16 protein-coding genes are annotated in these 17,159 nt (G+C 60.3%); 9 read left to right on the top strand and 7 right to left on the bottom strand.

Translation table 11 applies throughout. The features are described 5' to 3' along the window. Positions 1 to 24: 24 nt before the first annotated feature. Together K3J57_RS11465 and K3J57_RS11460 are read right to left on the bottom strand one after the other, a co-directional pair. Positions 25 to 1,677, bottom strand: coding sequence for an electron transfer flavoprotein-ubiquinone oxidoreductase (locus tag K3J57_RS11465; protein WP_259795987.1), 1,653 nt, complete (start codon positions 1,675 to 1,677; stop codon positions 25 to 27). 129 nt (positions 1,678 to 1,806) lie between these two features. Continuing rightward, on the bottom strand, positions 1,807 to 2,814 hold the full coding sequence (locus K3J57_RS11460) for a phosphatase PAP2 family protein (RefSeq protein WP_259795985.1): 1,008 nt from the start codon (positions 2,812 to 2,814) through the stop codon (positions 1,807 to 1,809). Positions 2,815 to 2,940: 126 nt separating this feature from the next. Here K3J57_RS11460 and greA point away from each other — a divergent pair, with 126 nt between their 5' ends. Next, complete coding sequence (gene greA / locus K3J57_RS11455; RefSeq protein ID WP_055190395.1) at positions 2,941 to 3,411, top strand: transcription elongation factor GreA; 471 nt, start codon at positions 2,941 to 2,943, stop codon at positions 3,409 to 3,411. Between the two features lie 46 nt (positions 3,412 to 3,457). Continuing rightward, complete coding sequence (locus K3J57_RS11450; RefSeq protein WP_259784668.1) at positions 3,458 to 4,507, top strand: hypothetical protein; 1,050 nt, start codon at positions 3,458 to 3,460, stop codon at positions 4,505 to 4,507. 248 nt (positions 4,508 to 4,755) lie between these two features. On the opposite strand, the gene K3J57_RS11445 is transcribed toward K3J57_RS11450, so the two are convergent. From K3J57_RS11445 to K3J57_RS11430, 4 genes are all read right to left on the bottom strand, one after another. Next, positions 4,756 to 8,100, bottom strand: a complete 3,345-nt coding sequence (locus K3J57_RS11445; RefSeq protein WP_259791902.1) for an efflux RND transporter permease subunit — start codon at positions 8,098 to 8,100, stop codon at positions 4,756 to 4,758. A gap of 3 nt (positions 8,101 to 8,103) precedes the next feature. Next, entirely contained in the window at positions 8,104 to 9,570 is a 1,467-nt protein-coding gene (locus tag K3J57_RS11440) for an efflux RND transporter periplasmic adaptor subunit (protein WP_259795984.1), read from the bottom strand. A 112-nt stretch (positions 9,571 to 9,682) separates the two neighbouring features. Next, on the bottom strand, positions 9,683 to 10,234 hold the full coding sequence (gene moaB / locus K3J57_RS11435; RefSeq protein WP_259784662.1) for a molybdenum cofactor biosynthesis protein B: 552 nt from the start codon (positions 10,232 to 10,234) through the stop codon (positions 9,683 to 9,685). A gap of 101 nt (positions 10,235 to 10,335) precedes the next feature. Further along, entirely contained in the window at positions 10,336 to 11,133 is a 798-nt protein-coding gene (locus K3J57_RS11430) for a uracil-DNA glycosylase (protein WP_259795983.1), read from the bottom strand. 273 nt (positions 11,134 to 11,406) lie between these two features. Here K3J57_RS11430 and K3J57_RS11425 point away from each other — a divergent pair, with 273 nt between their 5' ends. Next, complete coding sequence (locus K3J57_RS11425) at positions 11,407 to 11,886, top strand: hypothetical protein (protein ID WP_259791896.1); 480 nt, start codon at positions 11,407 to 11,409, stop codon at positions 11,884 to 11,886. On the opposite strand, the gene K3J57_RS11420 is transcribed toward K3J57_RS11425, so the two are convergent. Then, entirely contained in the window at positions 11,834 to 12,208 is a 375-nt protein-coding gene (locus tag K3J57_RS11420) for a hypothetical protein (RefSeq protein WP_259795979.1), read from the bottom strand. The two genes, K3J57_RS11425 and K3J57_RS11420, sit on opposite strands and share 53 nt — an antisense overlap. 291 nt (positions 12,209 to 12,499) lie before the next feature. Between K3J57_RS11420 and K3J57_RS11415 the strand changes: the two genes are divergently transcribed. The 6 genes from K3J57_RS11415 (at position 12,500) to plsY (ending at position 17,159) form a co-directional block, all read left to right on the top strand. After that, positions 12,500 to 13,465 (top strand): aspartate carbamoyltransferase catalytic subunit, encoded by a 966-nt coding sequence (locus K3J57_RS11415; RefSeq protein ID WP_259784658.1) that lies wholly within the window; start codon positions 12,500 to 12,502, stop codon positions 13,463 to 13,465. After that, positions 13,458 to 13,898, top strand: coding sequence for a hypothetical protein (locus K3J57_RS11410; protein WP_173484923.1), 441 nt, complete (start codon positions 13,458 to 13,460; stop codon positions 13,896 to 13,898). Before K3J57_RS11415 ends, K3J57_RS11410 begins: the two co-directional genes overlap by 8 nt. 1 nt (position 13,899) lies before the next feature. Then, positions 13,900 to 14,346, top strand: coding sequence for a hypothetical protein (locus K3J57_RS11405; RefSeq protein WP_259784655.1), 447 nt, complete (start codon positions 13,900 to 13,902; stop codon positions 14,344 to 14,346). 81 nt (positions 14,347 to 14,427) lie between these two features. After that, positions 14,428 to 15,057 carry a hypothetical protein gene (locus tag K3J57_RS11400; RefSeq protein WP_259795976.1) on the top strand — a complete coding sequence of 210 codons (630 nt, stop codon included), beginning with the start codon at positions 14,428 to 14,430 and terminating at the stop codon, positions 15,055 to 15,057. Between the two features lie 142 nt (positions 15,058 to 15,199). Further along, entirely contained in the window at positions 15,200 to 16,462 is a 1,263-nt protein-coding gene (gene pyrC, locus K3J57_RS11395) for a dihydroorotase (RefSeq protein ID WP_259795974.1), read from the top strand. An 88-nt stretch (positions 16,463 to 16,550) separates the two neighbouring features. Continuing rightward, a complete protein-coding gene (gene plsY / locus K3J57_RS11390; RefSeq protein ID WP_259795972.1) occupies positions 16,551 to 17,159 on the top strand; it encodes a glycerol-3-phosphate 1-O-acyltransferase PlsY in 609 nt (202 codons plus the stop codon).

Raw genomic sequence — 17,159 nt, 5'->3', positions numbered from 1 at the left:
ACAATACGGTCATTTTCCGCCGATTTACATATTCGGGTAGTTCGGCCCGTCGCCCCCTTGCGGAACGGTCCAGGTGATGTTCTGGCTCGGGTCCTTGATGTCGCAGGTTTTGCAGTGAACGCAGTTTTGGAAATTCACCACAAAGCGCGGCTCGGCGCCGTCTTCCTTGATCACCTCATAGACACCCGCCGGGCAATAGCGCTGGGCGGGTTCGTCGAACTCGGGCAGGTTCACATTGATCGGCACATCCGGATTGGCCAGGCGCAGGTGGCAGGGCTGGCTTTCCTCGTGGTTGGTGGCCGCAAAGCTGACATTGGTCAGGCGGTCGAACGAGAGGGTGCCATCGGGTTTCGGATAATCAATAACCTTGTAATCCGCCGCTTTGCCGGTGGCCTGCGCATCGTTTTTGCCATGCTTCACGGTGCCGAAGAAGGAGAAACCGAAGAGCGAGTTGGTCCACATGTCCAGCCCGCCCAGCACCAACGACGCGGTCAGGCCCCATTTCGACCAGATCGGCTTCACATTGCGCACCTTCTTGAGGTCATCAGCGATCTCGCCCGTGCGCAGTTCAGTCTCGTAATCCGCCAGTTCATCGCCCGAGCGTTCAGCGGCAATTGCCTTGGCGGCCGCTTCAGCCGCCGCAATGCCCGACAGCATGGCGTTGTGGTTGCCCTTGATGCGCGGCACGTTCACGAGGCCCACGGAACAGCCCAGCAGCGCCCCGCCCGGGAAGACCGATTTCGGCATCGACTGATAGCCACCTTCGGAAATGGCCCGCGCGCCATAGGCGATGCGTTTGCCACCCTTGAGCACCTTGGCGATCTCGGGGTGGTGCTTGAAACGCTGGAATTCCATGTAGGGGTAAAGGTGCGGGTTCTTGTAGTTCAGGTGCACCACGAAGCCCACGTAAACCTGATTGTTGTCCAGGTGATAGAGGAACGAGCCCCCACCTGCATTTGACCCCAGCGGCCAGCCCATCGTGTGGGTCACGGTGCCTTCTTTGTGGTTCTCCGGGTCGATTTCCCAGATTTCCTTCATGCCGACGCCGAATTTCTGCACGTCGCGCCCGGCCTGAAGGTCGTATTTGGCGATGATTTCCTTGGCCAGCGACCCGCGCACGCCTTCGGAAATGAACACGTATTTGCCGTGCAGTTCCATGCCCGGCTCAGTGTTCGGGCCGTAAGAGCCATCTTCTTCCAGGCCAAATACGCCAGCAACAACGCCTTTGACTTCGCCGTTTTCGCCGTAAACCAGCTCGGACGCCGCCATGCCGGGGAAGATTTCCACGCCCAGCTCCTCGGCCTGCTCAGCCATCCAGCGGCAGACATTGGCCATCGAGACGATGTAATTGCCGTGGTTGTCCATCAGCTTCGGCATCGGCCAGTTGGGCAGGCGGATCGACCCTGCCGGCCCAAGCATCAGGAAGTTGTCTTCCTTCACCGGCACGTTGAGCGGTGCGCCTTTTTCCTTCCAGTCCGGGATCAGCTTATTAAGCCCGCAAGGGTCAAGCACCGCGCCTGACAGGATATGCGCGCCCACTTCGGACCCTTTTTCCAGAACGACAACCTCAAGGTCGGCGTTCAGCTGTTTCAAACGGATGGCTGCCGACAGACCAGCGGGGCCTGCGCCCACGATGACCACATCGTATTCCATGCTTTCGCGTTCAATCTCGCTCATAATCTTTTCCCCGGATGGTCCGTTTCAGCAAGATCGTTAGCCCGCCACTTGGGCAGGGTCAATCGCAACACGGCGTCAAATCAGGAGATTGCGACCTATCTGTCGGTTTTTTGTTAATTGTTTGCGCTGTCAGTCGCTGAATGACCCGGCGGGGGTTTGCGGCAGGTCGGTGGCCGGGCTGGGGCGGGGGGCGGATCGCTCTTCGCGCCGCCGCAACCAGATCCAGACGCCGATCATGACGAGAATCGAAAAATACCCGTCGATCGCATAGTGCCAGCCCTGATAGACGGACAGGAACTGATAGGTTGCCACGATCAGGATCGACAGGGGCAAAAACGCCCGGTGGCGTTCGTAAAGGTAAAGGGCAAAGACCGTGGCGGTGGCGATATGCACCGACGGGAAGGCGGAAATGCCGGAGCCGGGCAGTTGCGCCTTGCTTTCATAGGCGGCCCAGAGGTTGTCGCTGAGCGCATCCAGAAAGCCCCCGGCAAAGCCGATCTCCTGCAAAGAGGCCATCATCGGGACAAATGTATCGCCCCCCAGCAGGCGGTCGTAAAAGATCGGTCCGGCCGACAGGAACGCCAGCGCCAGCACATTGCCCATGACAATCCAGCTGAACAGGTAAAGCAGGATAAAACGCCGGAACCGCCGCGCGTCCATGTCGAACATCACGATCAGAACCGGAAGATACATGCAGGGCAACAGCCAGGCGGTGAAATAGATCGTCCCCGCCAGTTCGGGATTGATCCAGGCAGAAACCGCATGGGTCAGGCGCCAGGGGTCCACCCCGAAATGCAGCGCCCGATCCAGATCCGCCATCCACGGATCCGCCCAGAAGGGCAGGATGAAGGGCATGGTGGTCTTCAGCATGGTGAACATCAGAAACATTGCCGAGCAGATCATCACCGCCAGAATGGCGCGCGACAGGCGCGTGACCATGGTTTTGCGGTCAAACAGGAAGGTTACGACCAGAAACAGGGGCACCACCCACCAGCCCAAGGACAGAAAGACAAGCAGTGAAAACGGGATCGCCTCTGCCATTTCCAGCAGCAGATGCAGGGGATTGTCCCTGTAGATCAAGGTCACCAGCCCGCCCACGATAAGGTAGGCCAGCGTGATCAAGGCGAATAATGGCATTGCAAACCGCTCGATTTTGCTTTTCTTTTATACCAAATCTAGCGGCAGACAGCCGCTTTGCCTATACATCTTTTGGAACGAAAGGTTCCGGCGCCGTGCCGGGCCAAACAGGATCTGTAACACTTCATGGACAAGATACCCCTGACACGTGCGGGCCACACCGCGCTCAGTGATGAATTGAAACACCTCAAGTCGGTGGAACGCCCCGCGATCATCGAGGCCATCGCCTCGGCCCGTGAGCTTGGCGACCTGAAGGAAAATGCCGAATATCATTCCGCGCGCGAAAAACAGGGCTTCATCGAGGGGCGCATCAAAGAGCTGGAAGGCATCCTGTCCCTGGCGGACGTGATCGACCCTGCCAACATGTCGGGTGCTGTCAAGTTCTCGGCCACGGTGACCCTGATCGATGAAGATACCGAAGAGGAAAAGACCTACCAGATTGTCGGGGAACCGGAATCCAATCTGGAAAACGGTAAGCTCAACATCAAATCCCCGCTGGCCCGCGCCCTGATCGGCAAGGAAGAAGGGGACAGCGTCGAGGTGCGCACCCCCGGTGGAGAACGTGCTTACGAGATTTTGAAGATCCAGTATATTTAAAGTAACGTTACGCGTATCTCATCGTTGACCAATCAGGAGTGAGGCCATGAGTGCTGGCCCGCAAAGCGACCCGGCCAAAAAATCCGCCAAATCAGGCGGCGGGTTGAACCGTCCGTTGCAGGCACCGGATATCTCCTCGCTCAGCGCAGGTGAGGTCATCGGGCTGGCCGTGTCGGCCGTCTGGCTGTTTGCCTGCGCGGCGTTTTTCATCGTGCTGGGGGGCGGTGGCGGCAATGGTGCCGATCCGCTGCGCTTCGTGATTGTCCTGCTCGCCATCTTCATGCCGGTGGCGCTGATCTGGGTGGCCGTGGCGGCAATGCGCTCGGCGCGTATCATGCGCGAGGAAAGCAACCGGTTGCAGGCGGCAATTGACGGGATGCGTCAGACCTATCTTCAGCAGCAGGCCGGCGGTGTGAAACAGCCCTCTCAGGTCGAACGAAAACTCGAGGAAATCGCCGCCGTCAGCAAGAAAACTGAAACCGCGCTGGCAACCTTTACCTCCATCCGCCCGGGTGGGGTGCAGACCGATCCGGCCATGCCCGCCTTGCCCTCCGGTCTGGCCGGGGGAACAATGGATGATCAGACCAGCCTCGCGCTGGGCACACCGCTGGAGGACATGGCCCCGCCACTGTCGATCGAGGATTTCATCCGCGCTCTGCATTTCCCCGAGAACGAAAATGACGCCGAGGGCTTCCGCGCCCTGCGCCGTGCCCTTTCCGACCGAAAAGTGTCCGGCCTGGTGCAGGCCTCACAGGACGTGCTGACGCTCCTGTCCCAGGATGGCATCTATATGGATGATCTGCGCCCAGATCGCGCCAAACCTGAAATCTGGCGCAAATTCGCAGCAGGTGAGCGGGGGCGGACGGTTGCAACGCTGGGCGGGGTGCGGGATCGCTCTTCCCTGGCCCTGACCGCAGGCCGTATGCGCCAAGATCCAATCTTCCGGGATGCCGCGCATCACTTCCTGCGCAAATTTGACCAGACTTTCGCGGATTTTGAGAAAAACGCCTCGGATAGTGACATCGCCGAACTGTCCAACACCCGGACCGCCCGCGCCTTCATGCTGCTGGGGCGCGTGACCGGCACGTTTGACTGACACGCTACCCCGTGCTCTTTTCCCTGTCTTCCTCTTGCTCAAATATCCCGGGGTGAGCGGCAAAGCCGCGAGGGGCAGCGCCCCTTCAGGCTCAAACCAAAGGTTTGAGCAACCTCCGAGCCTGATGGCAATCCCCCCGGGATTTTAAAGCGCTTCGACGGTCACCTGAAACAGGGAAAAGTCGAAACGCTTTATGACCAGAAAATATGCGGCTTAGCGGTCAGATCCTCTGTCCGGTCAGCTTCAGCTCAGCTACCGCTTGGATGCCAGAAGGCAAAGACTGCAATGTAGATGACAAGCGTGATCCCCGCTGCGGCCAGTATGAAGACCCCGACGGCCAACGGGGTGAGGCCGTAAAGCGCGGCCGCAGTGACGGCGGCCCCCAGCAGGAGGGCGATTGCGGTTGCCACCACCCCCAGCACCTTGCGCACCGCCCGGTGGGAGCGTGCGCGCCACAGGCGTCTGAGGGCGGCCACCATACGGGCCAGATCTGCCTGCATCGCCACCAGTGCGGGCACCACGATCAGCACCAGGACCATGCCAAAACCCAGCCCATAGGTCAGGGTGATCACCGTCGGTTTCAGAAATTGCGCCTGGCGCGAGGTTTCATAGAGAAGCGGTGCAAGCCCCAGCACGGTCGTGGCCGTGGTGAGCATCACTGCGCGCAGCCGGTCTGCGGCGCCATCTATGATTGCAGGAACAAGCCCTCTGTCCCGTGCATAAGCGTCGATTGTGGTCACGAGCACGATGGAATCGTTGATGATGATACCGGTCATGCCAATCAGCCCGACGACAGAGAACATCGACAGCGGCACCCCCCAGCTGACATGGCCGATGATGGCCCCGATCAGACCGAACGGAATGATCGCCATCACCACAAACGGGCGGGTCCAGCTGGAGAAAATCCAGCCCAGCGTCAGATAGATCCCGAGCAGGGACAGGATCAGGCCGGTGCGGGCATCGTTCAGGAATTCGTCCTGCTGCTCGGCAAGCCCGCCCAGCTGCCATGTGACGGAAAACTCCTCGGCGATGCGGGGCAGAATGTCATCGGCCAGAGTGCGGGTGATTTCCTCGGCGCGGGCCGGGTCGCTTTCATCCAGATCTCCGGTGACATTGATCAGGCGGATGCCATTTTCGCGTTCGACGCTGGAAAAACCGGTGCGTGTCTGCACGGACACAAGATCAGCCAGTGGCACATAGGTGCCTGCGGCGCTGCGCATTTGGGTGCTGTCCAGAAAATCCGCGGTCAACTCCTCTTCGGGCAGTTCCACCCGGATTGCAGCGGTGCGGGTGCCATCCGGGAATGTGGCCGCCTCAAGCCCGTTCAGGCGCGCGCGCAGCACCCGGCCCAACCCGTCGATGGTAAAGCCGAGGGCCTGACCCTGCGGGGTCAGATCGAGGATCAGTTCGTCCTTGTCATAAGCCATGCTGTCTTCGAGGGCCGAGACCTCGGGGAAATCAGCCAGGGCTTTTTTCAACGCTTCTGCGGCCGCTTTCAGGGTTTCGCTTTCTGCCCCATAGAGTTCCACATCCAGCGCATCCCCCCCCGGTCCGTAGCGCGAGCCACGGAAGCTGAGCGTTTCCAGAAGCGGGTGTTGCGGGACATTTTCCTGCAAGGCAGAGACGAATTCACTCACCGAATAGGGGCGCAGATCGGCGTCGATCAGCTCCATCACAATGGCCCCCAACAGGTCGGTATCCTTGCTGTCGACCCCGGACAGGCCGCGCCCGGAATTGCCCCCGGTCTGGGCAAGGGCCACGGTCAGGGGCGCGCGGCCATATTCGGTCTCGAACCGGGTGGCGGTGCTGTCGACCGCCGCTTGCACCAACCCCATCATCTCAAGCGTATCCTCGCGGGTGGCGCCTGAGACCATGGCAAAGTTTGCGGTGATCGAACTGCGCTCGGGTGCGTTGAAAAACCGAAAGGTCAGGTCGCCGCGAATGAAGATCGCCGCCTGGCTCATCAAGAGCAGGATCACCGCCGCCATCACGGGGTAGCGGGCCCGGATCACCAGTTTCATCAGCGGGCGGAATGCCTGATCGCGGACCCAGCGAAAGCCGCGGTTCACCTGGCGCGAGGGCCAGTCATACCAATGTTCCTTCGCGGTATGGGTCAGTGCATGGGCCATGTGATGGGGCAGGATCAGGAAGCATTCCACAAGCGAGGCCAGCAGGACCACAATGACGGTAAAGGGAATATCGGCAATCATGTCGCCAAACCGCCCGCCGATCGAGGTCAGGCCGAAAAAGGCAATTACGGTGGTCATGGTGGCAGAAAAGACAGGCGGAAACATGCGGCGCGCGGCGCTCTCTGAGGCCACAATCGGGGTTTCCCCCAGACGCCGGGCGCGAAAATCCGCGTGCTCTCCGACCACAATCGCGTCATCGACCACAATCCCCAGGGTGATGATCAGCGCAAAAAGAGAGATCATGTTGATCGTCAGTCCCGACATATACATCAGGAAAATCGCGGTCAGCATCGCCACCGGGATCCCGGCCGCGACCCAAAGCGCCGTGCGGGCGTTGAGAAACAGGAAGAGCAGGATCAGCACAAGGGACAACCCCTGCAACCCGTTCTCCATCAGCATGTTGATCCGGGCCTTGATCAGCTCAGACCGGGTGCGCATCAGGGTGATCTCGACCCCGTCGGGCAGCGATGGCAGCATGGCGGCGCGCACCTCTTCCACCTCTTCCTGCAGCGCAATGGCATCCCCCGCAGCCGAGCGGGAAATATTCAGCGCAACCGCCGGTCGGTCGCCCACGAAATAGGATCGGTCCCGATCCACGCCCCGGGTCAGCACCCGCCCCACATCGCCAATGGTCAGTTTGGATCCGTCCGGGTTTGAGCGCAGCACGATGTCCTCGATCTGATCGGCGGAGCGTTTGGCCACGCCGGTGCGCACCCGCGCCGCGCCTGACGCCACATCCCCCGCCGGCGCGGTAGAGACCTCTTCCCGGATCGCCGCGGCGATCTGCGCCATGGTCACATCGTGGCGCAGCAGAGAAACCGACGGCAGTTCGATCAGGATTTCCGGTGCAACAATGCCGCGAATGGTGGTGCGGGTCACGCCGCGATCAAACAGGCGCACCACCATTTCATCGGTGAACCGTCCCAGCTGATCTATGCCCACCGGTCCGGTGATCACCACATCCGTCACACTGTCGCGCCAGGCCCCGCGCCGGACAATTGGCGTGTCGCTGTCTTCGGGCAGGGTGCTGATCTCGTCCACGGCGACCTGCACGTCATCTGCGGCCTGGGCCACATCCCAGCCGGGTTCGAACTCCATCTCGATCCGGGCCCGGCCTTCGGTTGCGCGCGAAAACACCTCTTCCACGCCATCGACAGCCAGAAGGGCCGGTTCCAGAACCTGAACGATGCCCGCATCCACATCTTCGGCCCCGGCCCCATCCCAGGACACGGTGACATTCACGCTTTCCACCACCACGTCGGGAAAGAACTGCGCCCGCATCCGGGGGTAGGTCATGATGCCCAGCGTGATCAGCACCACCAGCAAAAGATTGGCCAGTGTGGCATGGCGGGTGAAATAGGACAGGACGCCATTGGCAGCTGAGAGGGGGGCACGCGTGGCCATGGGTCAGCTCCCCATCCGGGCTTGCAGCCGTTCCAGCGTGGCGGCAGGCATCCTGCCTGCTTCGATCTGTTGAAGGATCCGCGCCTTGGCGTCGTCTTTCATCTGAGCGTTCTGTTCAACAAAAGCACGGATTGCCGTGATCTGCGCGGCACTCAGGGCGACCTCCTCGGGTGTCTCTTTGCCACCGGCGCGGCGCGGTTTGATCCGAATGCCCGCGCCAAGGGTGGGGGTGCGCTCGGCCACCACCTCACGGCCCGCAAGCCCGTCACCGCGCACCAGGATCTCATTGCCCTGACGGCGCAGGAGCGTGACCGTCACCTCTTCCAGCCGATCCCCTTCGCCCAACAGCAAAAGAGTGCCATTGGCGCCAAGGCTTGATGCTGGCAGACGCGCCACGCGATCCAGTGCAGGCTCTGCCACTTCGACGGTCACAAAGTCGCCCGGGCGCAACCCGGCCGCTGCGTCCAGCGTTGCGAAAACCAGACGCCCGGTCTGACCCTCGCCCACTTCCGCGCTTTCGCGGGCCAGTGTTCCGGTTGCCACCAGCGCCCCGTCTGTTCCGTCCGCCCCGCTTGTGCTGTCCAGTCGCACCTTGACCGGCGCACGGGGCAGGGTGCCCGCTGGGGTCAGCAGGCGGGCATATTGCGCGGTTGACAGGCGGAACCTGACTTCCAGCGCATTCGGGTCGATGATCCGGGCCAGTTTCTCATTGGTGGAAACCACCCCGCCACGCAGCACGGTTACATCCGCCAGCGTGCCAGAGATCTCGGCATAGATTTCGGTGTTTTCCAGTCGGCGCTGTGTATCGTCGAGCTGGATCTTGCGGCGGGTGAAAGTGGTGTTGGCGGTGGCAATCCGTGCCTCGGCCGAAATCACCGCCTGCCGTTTGGCCAGCACCGCCTGCTCTGCAGAGGCCGCGGCCAGTGCGGCGGTTTCCACTGCGGCCTCGGTGCCGACCCCTCGTTTGGCAAGGTCAGTCTGTCGCTCCAGCGCCGCCTCGCGCAAACTCGCCTGCCGCTTGGCATTGGCCAGTTCGTCACGCGCCAGCTCAAGGGCGGCCTCGGCCTCGGCAACATCTGCCTCGGCCTGTTCCACATCTGCCTGGGCCAGCTCCTGGGCCAGCATGAATTCGGTCGGGTCGATCCGCAACAGCAGCTCTCCTTCGGTGACGCGCGCGCCGGTTTCGAACCCGTCGGCCATGTCGATCACCGTGCCACCGGCAAGCGAGCGCACGTCCAGCGCGCGCCGGGAGGCCACCTCGCCATGTACCGACAGGATCGGCACTTCGCGGGCCTCGATATAGGGCAGCAGATTGGCGGCAAACAGCCGCTCGCGCCCCTGCGGGCGGGCATTGTCGCGTTCCGCACGCGCCTTGAACGCGGCCGAAATTTGCAGCGCAGCCAGCGCAAGAAGACCGATGGTGGCGGCAAGCAGGAAAAGCCCGGTCAGGCTGCGACCCAGAAAACGCATGTGGAATACTCCGTTTCATCCATCCCCATCTTGCCCGGCTTTTGTCCGGTGGCAAGGTGCGGATGGTCACATCTGCAAGAGATGATACGGGTAAATCACCGATTTCCGTCGATTATTTCCTGCGTTGCTTGTGTTCTTCGAGGCGCGGGAAGATCTCGACGAAATTGCACGGGTGGTGGCGGTAATCCAGCTGGGCAGCGAGGATCCCGTCCCAGGCGTCCTTGCAGGCGCCGGTGCTGCCGGGCAGTGCAAAAAGATAGGTGCCATTGGCCACGCCGCCCGTGGCGCGGGACTGCACCGCCGATGTGCCGATCTTCTCCATCGAAATCATGGTGAAAACGGTTGCGAAGGCTTCAATTTCTTTCTCATAGACATCGCGATGGGCCTCAACCGTCACGTCCCGTCCGGTCAGGCCGGTGCCGCCGGTAGAGATGATCACGTCGATCTCCGGGTCCAGGCTCCAGGCGCGCAGCTGGTCGGCAATTTCGCCACGCTCATCGCGGATGATCTTGCGGTCGGCCAGTTCGTGGCCCGCGCGTTCCAGCCGTGCAACAAGTGTGTCGCCCGAGCGGTCCTCGTCCATCGAACGCGTGTCGGAGACTGTCAGGATCGCAATGCGCACCGGGATGAAGTCACGTTTGTTGTCGGCGGGGATGTGGGACATGAAGGTGGCCTTTCATCGGAATATGGCGCTGTTTTGCCCGGATCATATCGGCAAATCCCTGATATGGATCAAGGGGGGTATGGATCAAGGGGGCAGCCGGGTCAGAGATCGCGCAGCCGGGCCTGTAATTCCAGCAGATCCGCCCAGGCCTCGCGTTTTGCGGCCGGGTTGCGCAGCAGATAGGCCGGGTGGAACATCGGCAGGACCGGTTTGTGCCATGCCTCCTCCCAACGTCCCCGCATCCGCGTGATCCCGCGCTTGCCAAGGACCGCCTGACAGGGCGTGTTGCCCATCAGCACAATCAGCTCGGGGGCGACCAGTTGGACGTGACGCTGAAGGAAAGGCACCATCATGGCCATTTCCTCGGGGCTGGGGTCGCGGTTTTGCGGTGGGCGCCAGGGCATCACATTGGTGATGTAGAGCGCGTCTTTTGACAGTGCTGCGGTGCGCCCCATGTTGATGGCGGCAAACATCCGGTCCAGCAGCCCACCGGCGCGGCCCACGAAAGGTTTGCCCTGAATATCTTCGTCCCGCCCCGGGGCCTCGCCGATGATCATCACCCGGGCGGCGGGGTTGCCATCGGCCAGCACCGTGTTGCGCGCCCCTTTCTTGAGGTCGCAGCCATCGAACACCTCCAATGCGGCACGCAGGGCCTCAAGATCCTGTGCCCGTGCGGCGGCTTCTTTCGCGCGGGCGACCCAGTCCACCTCGGGGTCGAGCACATGCGCGGGCGGGGAGGCCAGCGGTGTCGGCGCGGCGGTTTTGGGCTTTCTCGCCTCCAGCTCATAGCGGTTGATCGGCGCATCGCAAATCGCATCCGTCACCCCCAGTTCGACCTGCCAGTCGAGATGGGCGCGGGCGATGTGCCAGTCGAGATCAGAGAGCGCGGGTGATTCCATGGGATGCAGGGTAGGCGGCGGCGCGGGCGGGGGCAACGCCTGTTGCGAGGGGGCTGTGGCGTCCATTGCCTTTACCGCGTTTTGGTAACAATGCGGATAACCACAACCGCCAAATTGATTGAGCAAATGGCGGTGCAATATGAGTTCAGAGGAAAATCACTGGGTGCGGCGGTGCAAGCAGCAGTCGGCGCCCCACGTCGAAAACACGATCCGGCACTTTGTGCAGAATATGAGGCGCATATTGCGGACGTGGAAGCGGAGATCTAGGCCGAATTGCAGCATATCGCGAATGCGGCAGAGCAGTTGGAAGCGCTGTTGGAGCAACAACTTGCAGAAATGCAGGCTGAACATGAGGTGTTCCAGTGCCGTGCAGAAGAATTTGTTGGGACACCCGAGGCCGCAGAAGCACATATCAGAGCGGAAGCTCTGAGTAGTGCGGTCACACAAGGACTTTCTTTGATAGGTTTTATCGGGGGCATAGGCAATGCTGTAAGAGCTTTCCGTGCCGGGAGTGTTTTGGAAGCCACTGGTTCTGCCGCAGGCGGGTTGGTATCGGAGTTCCTTAACGTCTTTTTCGGATGGGATGGATTTGTTGCGGATATGGACAATCTAAAAGATTATATCAACTTAACCGCCGATATAGCGACTGTTGAACAGGGCCGGGAATATGTCGAACATCGAATTCGTCGGTTGGAAGATCTTAAAGACCGGGTTCGTCAGTCTTGTGATCACCCCACATCCGATTATGGATGATTTTGTCAATCTGTTGCAACTTTAGGTGCTGTGGAACGACAATGACCAATGCGGTCAGGCCGATGAAATGTTCTCGAATGAGCGTGACAAAGGAATGACGGGGCGGGGAAAGGCGGTCAAGCGTGTATGAGAGGCCAAAGGAGAATACCGCTACCGCCAACCAAATAAGATAAAGGGATAGTGCGATCAAAGCCCAATTGCGCCACCAAAAAGCGCTTCCGCGAAGGTGAATGAGTTCCTTATTCGACAGGCTGTCCCAGTCGCGCTGCAGCAGGATGTTTCGAATGCGGTTTTTCCATGACATGGGGAGAGTTACGCTCATCTTGGTTGATGAATGGTAAACGCGGGCGGAGATGTCCCACAAGAGGGGCTTGACCCACACAGGCCTGTCTGGCCCCTCTTTTCTAGTTTTCTAGTTTTCTAGTTTTCTAGTTTTCTAGTTTTCTAGTTTTCTAGTTTTCTAGTTTTCTAGTTTTCTAGTTTTCTAGTTTTCTAGTTTTCTAGTTTTCTAGTTTTCTAGTTTTCTCCCCATGCGATGAAACGCCCTGCATTGCAGGATAGACGTCCCGCCCCCCCGATCCTATAAGCAAAGCAACACGGATCGGAGGCCCCCATGACATTTCGCCAGCGCCATCTTCTGGGCATCGAACATCTGCACCCCGAGGAGATTAAAACCATCCTCGATCTGGCCGATGATTACGTTGATTTGAACCGCAGCGGCAACAAACGCTCCGATGCGCTGGCCGGGCTGACGCAGATCAACATGTTTTTTGAAAACTCCACCCGCACCCAGGCGAGTTTCGAAATTGCGGGCAAACGGCTGGGCGCGGATGTGATGAATATGGCGATGCAGGCCAGTTCGATCAAAAAGGGCGAGACGCTGATCGACACCGCGCTGACGCTGAATGCAATGCACCCGGATCTTCTGGTGGTGCGCCACCCGCATTCCGGGGCGGTGGATCTTCTGGCACAGAAGGTCAATTGCGCGGTTCTGAATGCGGGTGACGGCAAACATGAACACCCGACACAGGCGCTTTTGGACGCGCTCACGATCCGGCGCGAGAAGGGCCGTCTGCATCGTCTGACCATTGCGATCTGTGGGGACATCGCGCATTCACGCGTGGCCCGCTCAAACCTGATCCTTCTGGGCAAGATGGAAAACCGGGTGCGCCTTGTGGGGCCGCCCACGCTCATGCCCAGCCAGATCGACCAGTTCGGGGTTGAGGTCTATGACGACATGGAGGAGGGTCTGAAAGACGCGGATGTGGTGATGATGCTGCGACTTCAGAAGGAACGGATGGATGGGGGCTTTATCCCGTCCGAACGCGAATATTACCACCGCTACGGGCTGGATGCCGAAAAGCTGGCAAATGCCAAGGATGACGCGATTGTCATGCATCCCGGCCCGATGAACCGCGGCGTTGAAATCGACGGCACCATTGCCGATGACATCAACCGCTCGGTCATCCAGGAACAGGTGGAAATGGGCGTGGCCGTGCGCATGGCCGCGATGGACCTGCTGGCACGCAACCACCGCATCATCGCGCGTGATCAGGCGGAAAAAGAGACCTATGCCTAAGCGTGTATCAAAAGACTGGTTGCAGCTCGATCAGGGCGAAGACCTGATCCTGCGCGGCTCCGCCCGCCGTGAAACCGCGTTGCGGATTGCAGTTTTCACCACATTGGGCGCCACGGCAATCTATGGTGTGCTGGGCAGTTTCGTAGGGTTGTTCAGCTGGGCCATGGTGCCGGTCTTCGCGCTGATCTTTTACCTCGCTTTCGGAGCGTTCATGCTGGGTCTGCGCCATCAGGGCGATTGGGCCCTGACCTCCCGGGCGCTCCACCTGCGCAAGGGGCTGACCTTTTCGCGCGACAGTATCGCTGGCATCAAACCGCTGGACCGGGCGGTGATCGTCACGATCCGGCGCAAAGATGCGGTGGCCACCCAGCGCCTTGACACCGATGCCCCCGCGGATCTGGTGGCAGAACTGAAAAAAGCCCTAGAGGACTGATATGAAACTTGAACCCCGTCTGGAAGATCAGACCGTGCCGGATCTGGAACCCGGTGAAAAAATACTGGCGCAGTTTCAGGGCAATCGGACCACCTATCTCAAGGAACACGTCATGCTGGCCGCGATCGGCTCTGTGGTGATGGTGGTGATCTTGCTTGCGATCAAGAACCCCTTCCCGTGGACAGGGGTCGTGGGGGCCGTGCTGGCCATCGCCCTGCGTGGGGCTTATCTGCTCAAGGAACAGACCGGCTTTATCTGGACCCTCACCAACCGCCGCCTGATCGGCCCCACCGGATCGGCCATCCTTCTGCACAATATCGAAGCGGTAAACACCATTTTCACCGCCGCCCAGGTGGTGACGATTGCGGGCGACAAGCACATGCTGAAATATCAGGCGGATGCAAAGGACACCAAGGCCCAGATCAACCGCGCACGAGGGGCTGCATAATTTCGTCCCGGCCAAGCTTGCCACTGCGCCCCGATCCTCCTTAAGCTGATCATATTTGAGACAGCATTTGCGAGGATTGATATGAGCGATGGTGAAGTCTGGATCAGCCAGGCAATGCATTTCACGACTACTAACAAGCCTCTCACTTCTGATATTCGAGAGGAGCGAAACCAAGATTTTTTACAAGCGGGCGAGCTAAAGTCAAAAGGCCTCCCGATCCCAGAAGATCTTCTCGCCAGAAAGCTTTTTGCGAAAACGCCGAGACCGATCACATCTCTCCCGCACTACTTTGACGCTGGCGGATATCACATCGTTTCGCGGACCCTCGCGGATATTCTGCGTGACTTTGATCTTGGTGAAACGCGCCTGCATCCAATTGAGATTTACCAGTTTGATCGCAAAACACCTGTGGATGGGAAATTTGAGCTCCTGTCTATTGGAGAAAGAAAGCGCTCCTTCCTGCCAGAGTTTTCGGAGGGGGCGTGGCGAGCATACAAAGACGAACGAGATATCTGGCGGTTGCCAGCAACGGACAAAGACGACATGGTTTCGGTCAGCTCAGCAGCATTGAGCAGTTCTGATCTTTGGATGGAAACGCCGAGGCTGCCCAGATATTTCTTCCTGTCCGGCCGCCTGGTTGAAGCGCTTAAAAAGGCCAAAATCAACAAGTCGCTATTGCTGCACCGATGCCGCGTGCTTGCCGCAAACTGATCCCTCCTTCTTCTTGCCCAAAATACTCCCGCCGGAGGCATCCGCCCCTTCATCCTGCGCCAAGGTCAAACTCCCTGTAGAAACGCCCGCCAAAACCGATTAGGACATTTCCAACCAACCCCACGCCAAAGGGACCGCTTCGATGACCAAGACCTTCACCAATGCCCGCCTGATCAATCCCGAAACCGGCGAAGATGCTCTGGGCAGCCTGACGGTGGAAGATGGGGTGATCACCGCGCTGAACCAGAAACCGAAAGGTGAGGTGATTGAGTGTGGCGGCAAATGCCTGGCCCCCGGCCTGATTGATATGGGCGTGAAAATCGGTGAGCCGGGCGAACGCCATAAGGAAAGCTTTCGAACCGCCGGGGATGCGGCGGCGGCGGGCGGGGTGACCACCATGGTGATCCGTCCGGACACCACACCTGCCGTGGACACGCCGGAGACGCTCGCTTTTGCCACAAGACGTGCCGCTGAGGTGGCGCCGGTCAATGTGGTTGCCCTCGCGGCGCTGACCAAGGAACGGGCCGGGCGCGAGATGGTAGAGATGGGCTTCATGCTGGATGCGGGCGCCGTGGCCTTTACCGATTGCGACCATGTGGTCACCGATCCCAAGGTCTATTCCCGCGCCATGACCTATGCCCGGTCGCTGGGGGCGCTGATCATTGGTCACCCGCAGGAACCGAGCCTGTCGAAAGGGGCCGCCGTCACCTCGGGCAAATTCGCCTCGTTGCGGGGCCTGCCCGCGGTTTCGCCCATGGCTGAACGGATGGGGCTGGAACGGGACCTCGCGCTGGTTGAGATGACCGGGGTGCGCTATCATGCCGACAGCCTGTCCACCGCAAAATCCCTGCCCGTGCTGGAACGCGCAAAGGCTGCCGGTCATTCGGTCTCGGCCGGGGTGAATATCCATCACCTGTGCCTGAATGAACTGGATGTGGGCGACTATCGCACCTTCTTCAAACTCAAACCACCCCTCCGGTCGGAAGAGGATCGCGTGGCGATGATCGAGGCGGTCGCCTCGGGGCTTGTGGACGTGGTGTCGAGCTTTCACACGCCGCAGGATGAGGAGAGCAAACGCCTGCCGTTTGAAGAGGCTGCCTCTGGGGCCGTGGGTCTGGAAACCCTGCTTCCCGCCGCGATGCGGGTGGTGCATTCGGGGCTGATCGACCTGCCTGCAATCTGGCGGGCCATGTCGCTGAACCCGGCCAGGCTGCTGGGGCTGCCCGGCGGTCGTCTGGCACCGGGCGCGCCGGCGGACCTGGTGCTGTTTGACCCGGATGCGCCCTTTGTGCTCGACCGGTTCAAGCTGCGTTCGAAATCGAAGAACACGCCTTTTGATGGGGCGAGGATGGAGGGCCGGGTGATCGGCACCTGGGTGGCCGGTGTGTCGGTTTTTTCGGGGTAAGGGGCGCTGCCCCTCGACCTGCGGTCTCACCCCGGGATATTTTTGACCAGAAAATGAGGGCGCTGGCCGTCCGAGATGAGGAATGATCATGCCTGAGTTAACGTCTGCGCTGCCGGTTCTGGCTCTGGTGGCTGTGCTTGGCTACCTGCTGGGGTCAATCCCGTTTGGTATTGTGATGGCGCGCCTGTTCGGGTTGGGGGATCTGCGTCAGATCGGATCCGGCAATATCGGCGCGACCAATGTGCTGCGGACCGGCAATAAACTCGCCGCGTTTCTGACGCTGATCGGGGATGCGGGCAAAGGCGGTGCTGCGGTGCTGGCGGCGCGTGCGCTGGTGGGGGAAGACGCGGCGCAGGTTGCGGGTTTCTTTGCCTTTCTGGGCCATTGCTTTCCGGTGTTTCTGGGCTTCAGGGGCGGGAAAGGGGTTGCGACCTGGCTGGGCACGATGCTGGCGCTGTCGTTCCCACTGGGTCTTGCGGCCTGCGCTTCTTGGTTGGTGACGGCGGTCGTATTCCGGATTTCATCCCTGTCGGCATTGGTGGCGGCGGCGCTGTCGCCGGTGGTGGCGCTGTTGCTTGGGCAGGACAGTCTGGTGGGGCTGGCGGTTGCCTTGGCGGCATTGATTTTTTACCGGCACAGCGCCAATATCTCTCGTATTCTCAAAGGTGAAGAGCCGAAAATCGGCAAAAAGGAGTGA

The sequence above is a fragment of the Aliiroseovarius crassostreae genome (assembly GCF_025137635.1).
Taxonomy (GTDB): domain Bacteria; phylum Pseudomonadota; class Alphaproteobacteria; order Rhodobacterales; family Rhodobacteraceae; genus Aliiroseovarius; species Aliiroseovarius crassostreae.
The sequence above is the reverse complement of the archived record's forward strand: the minus strand, read 5'-3'. Positions and strand labels throughout refer to the sequence as shown.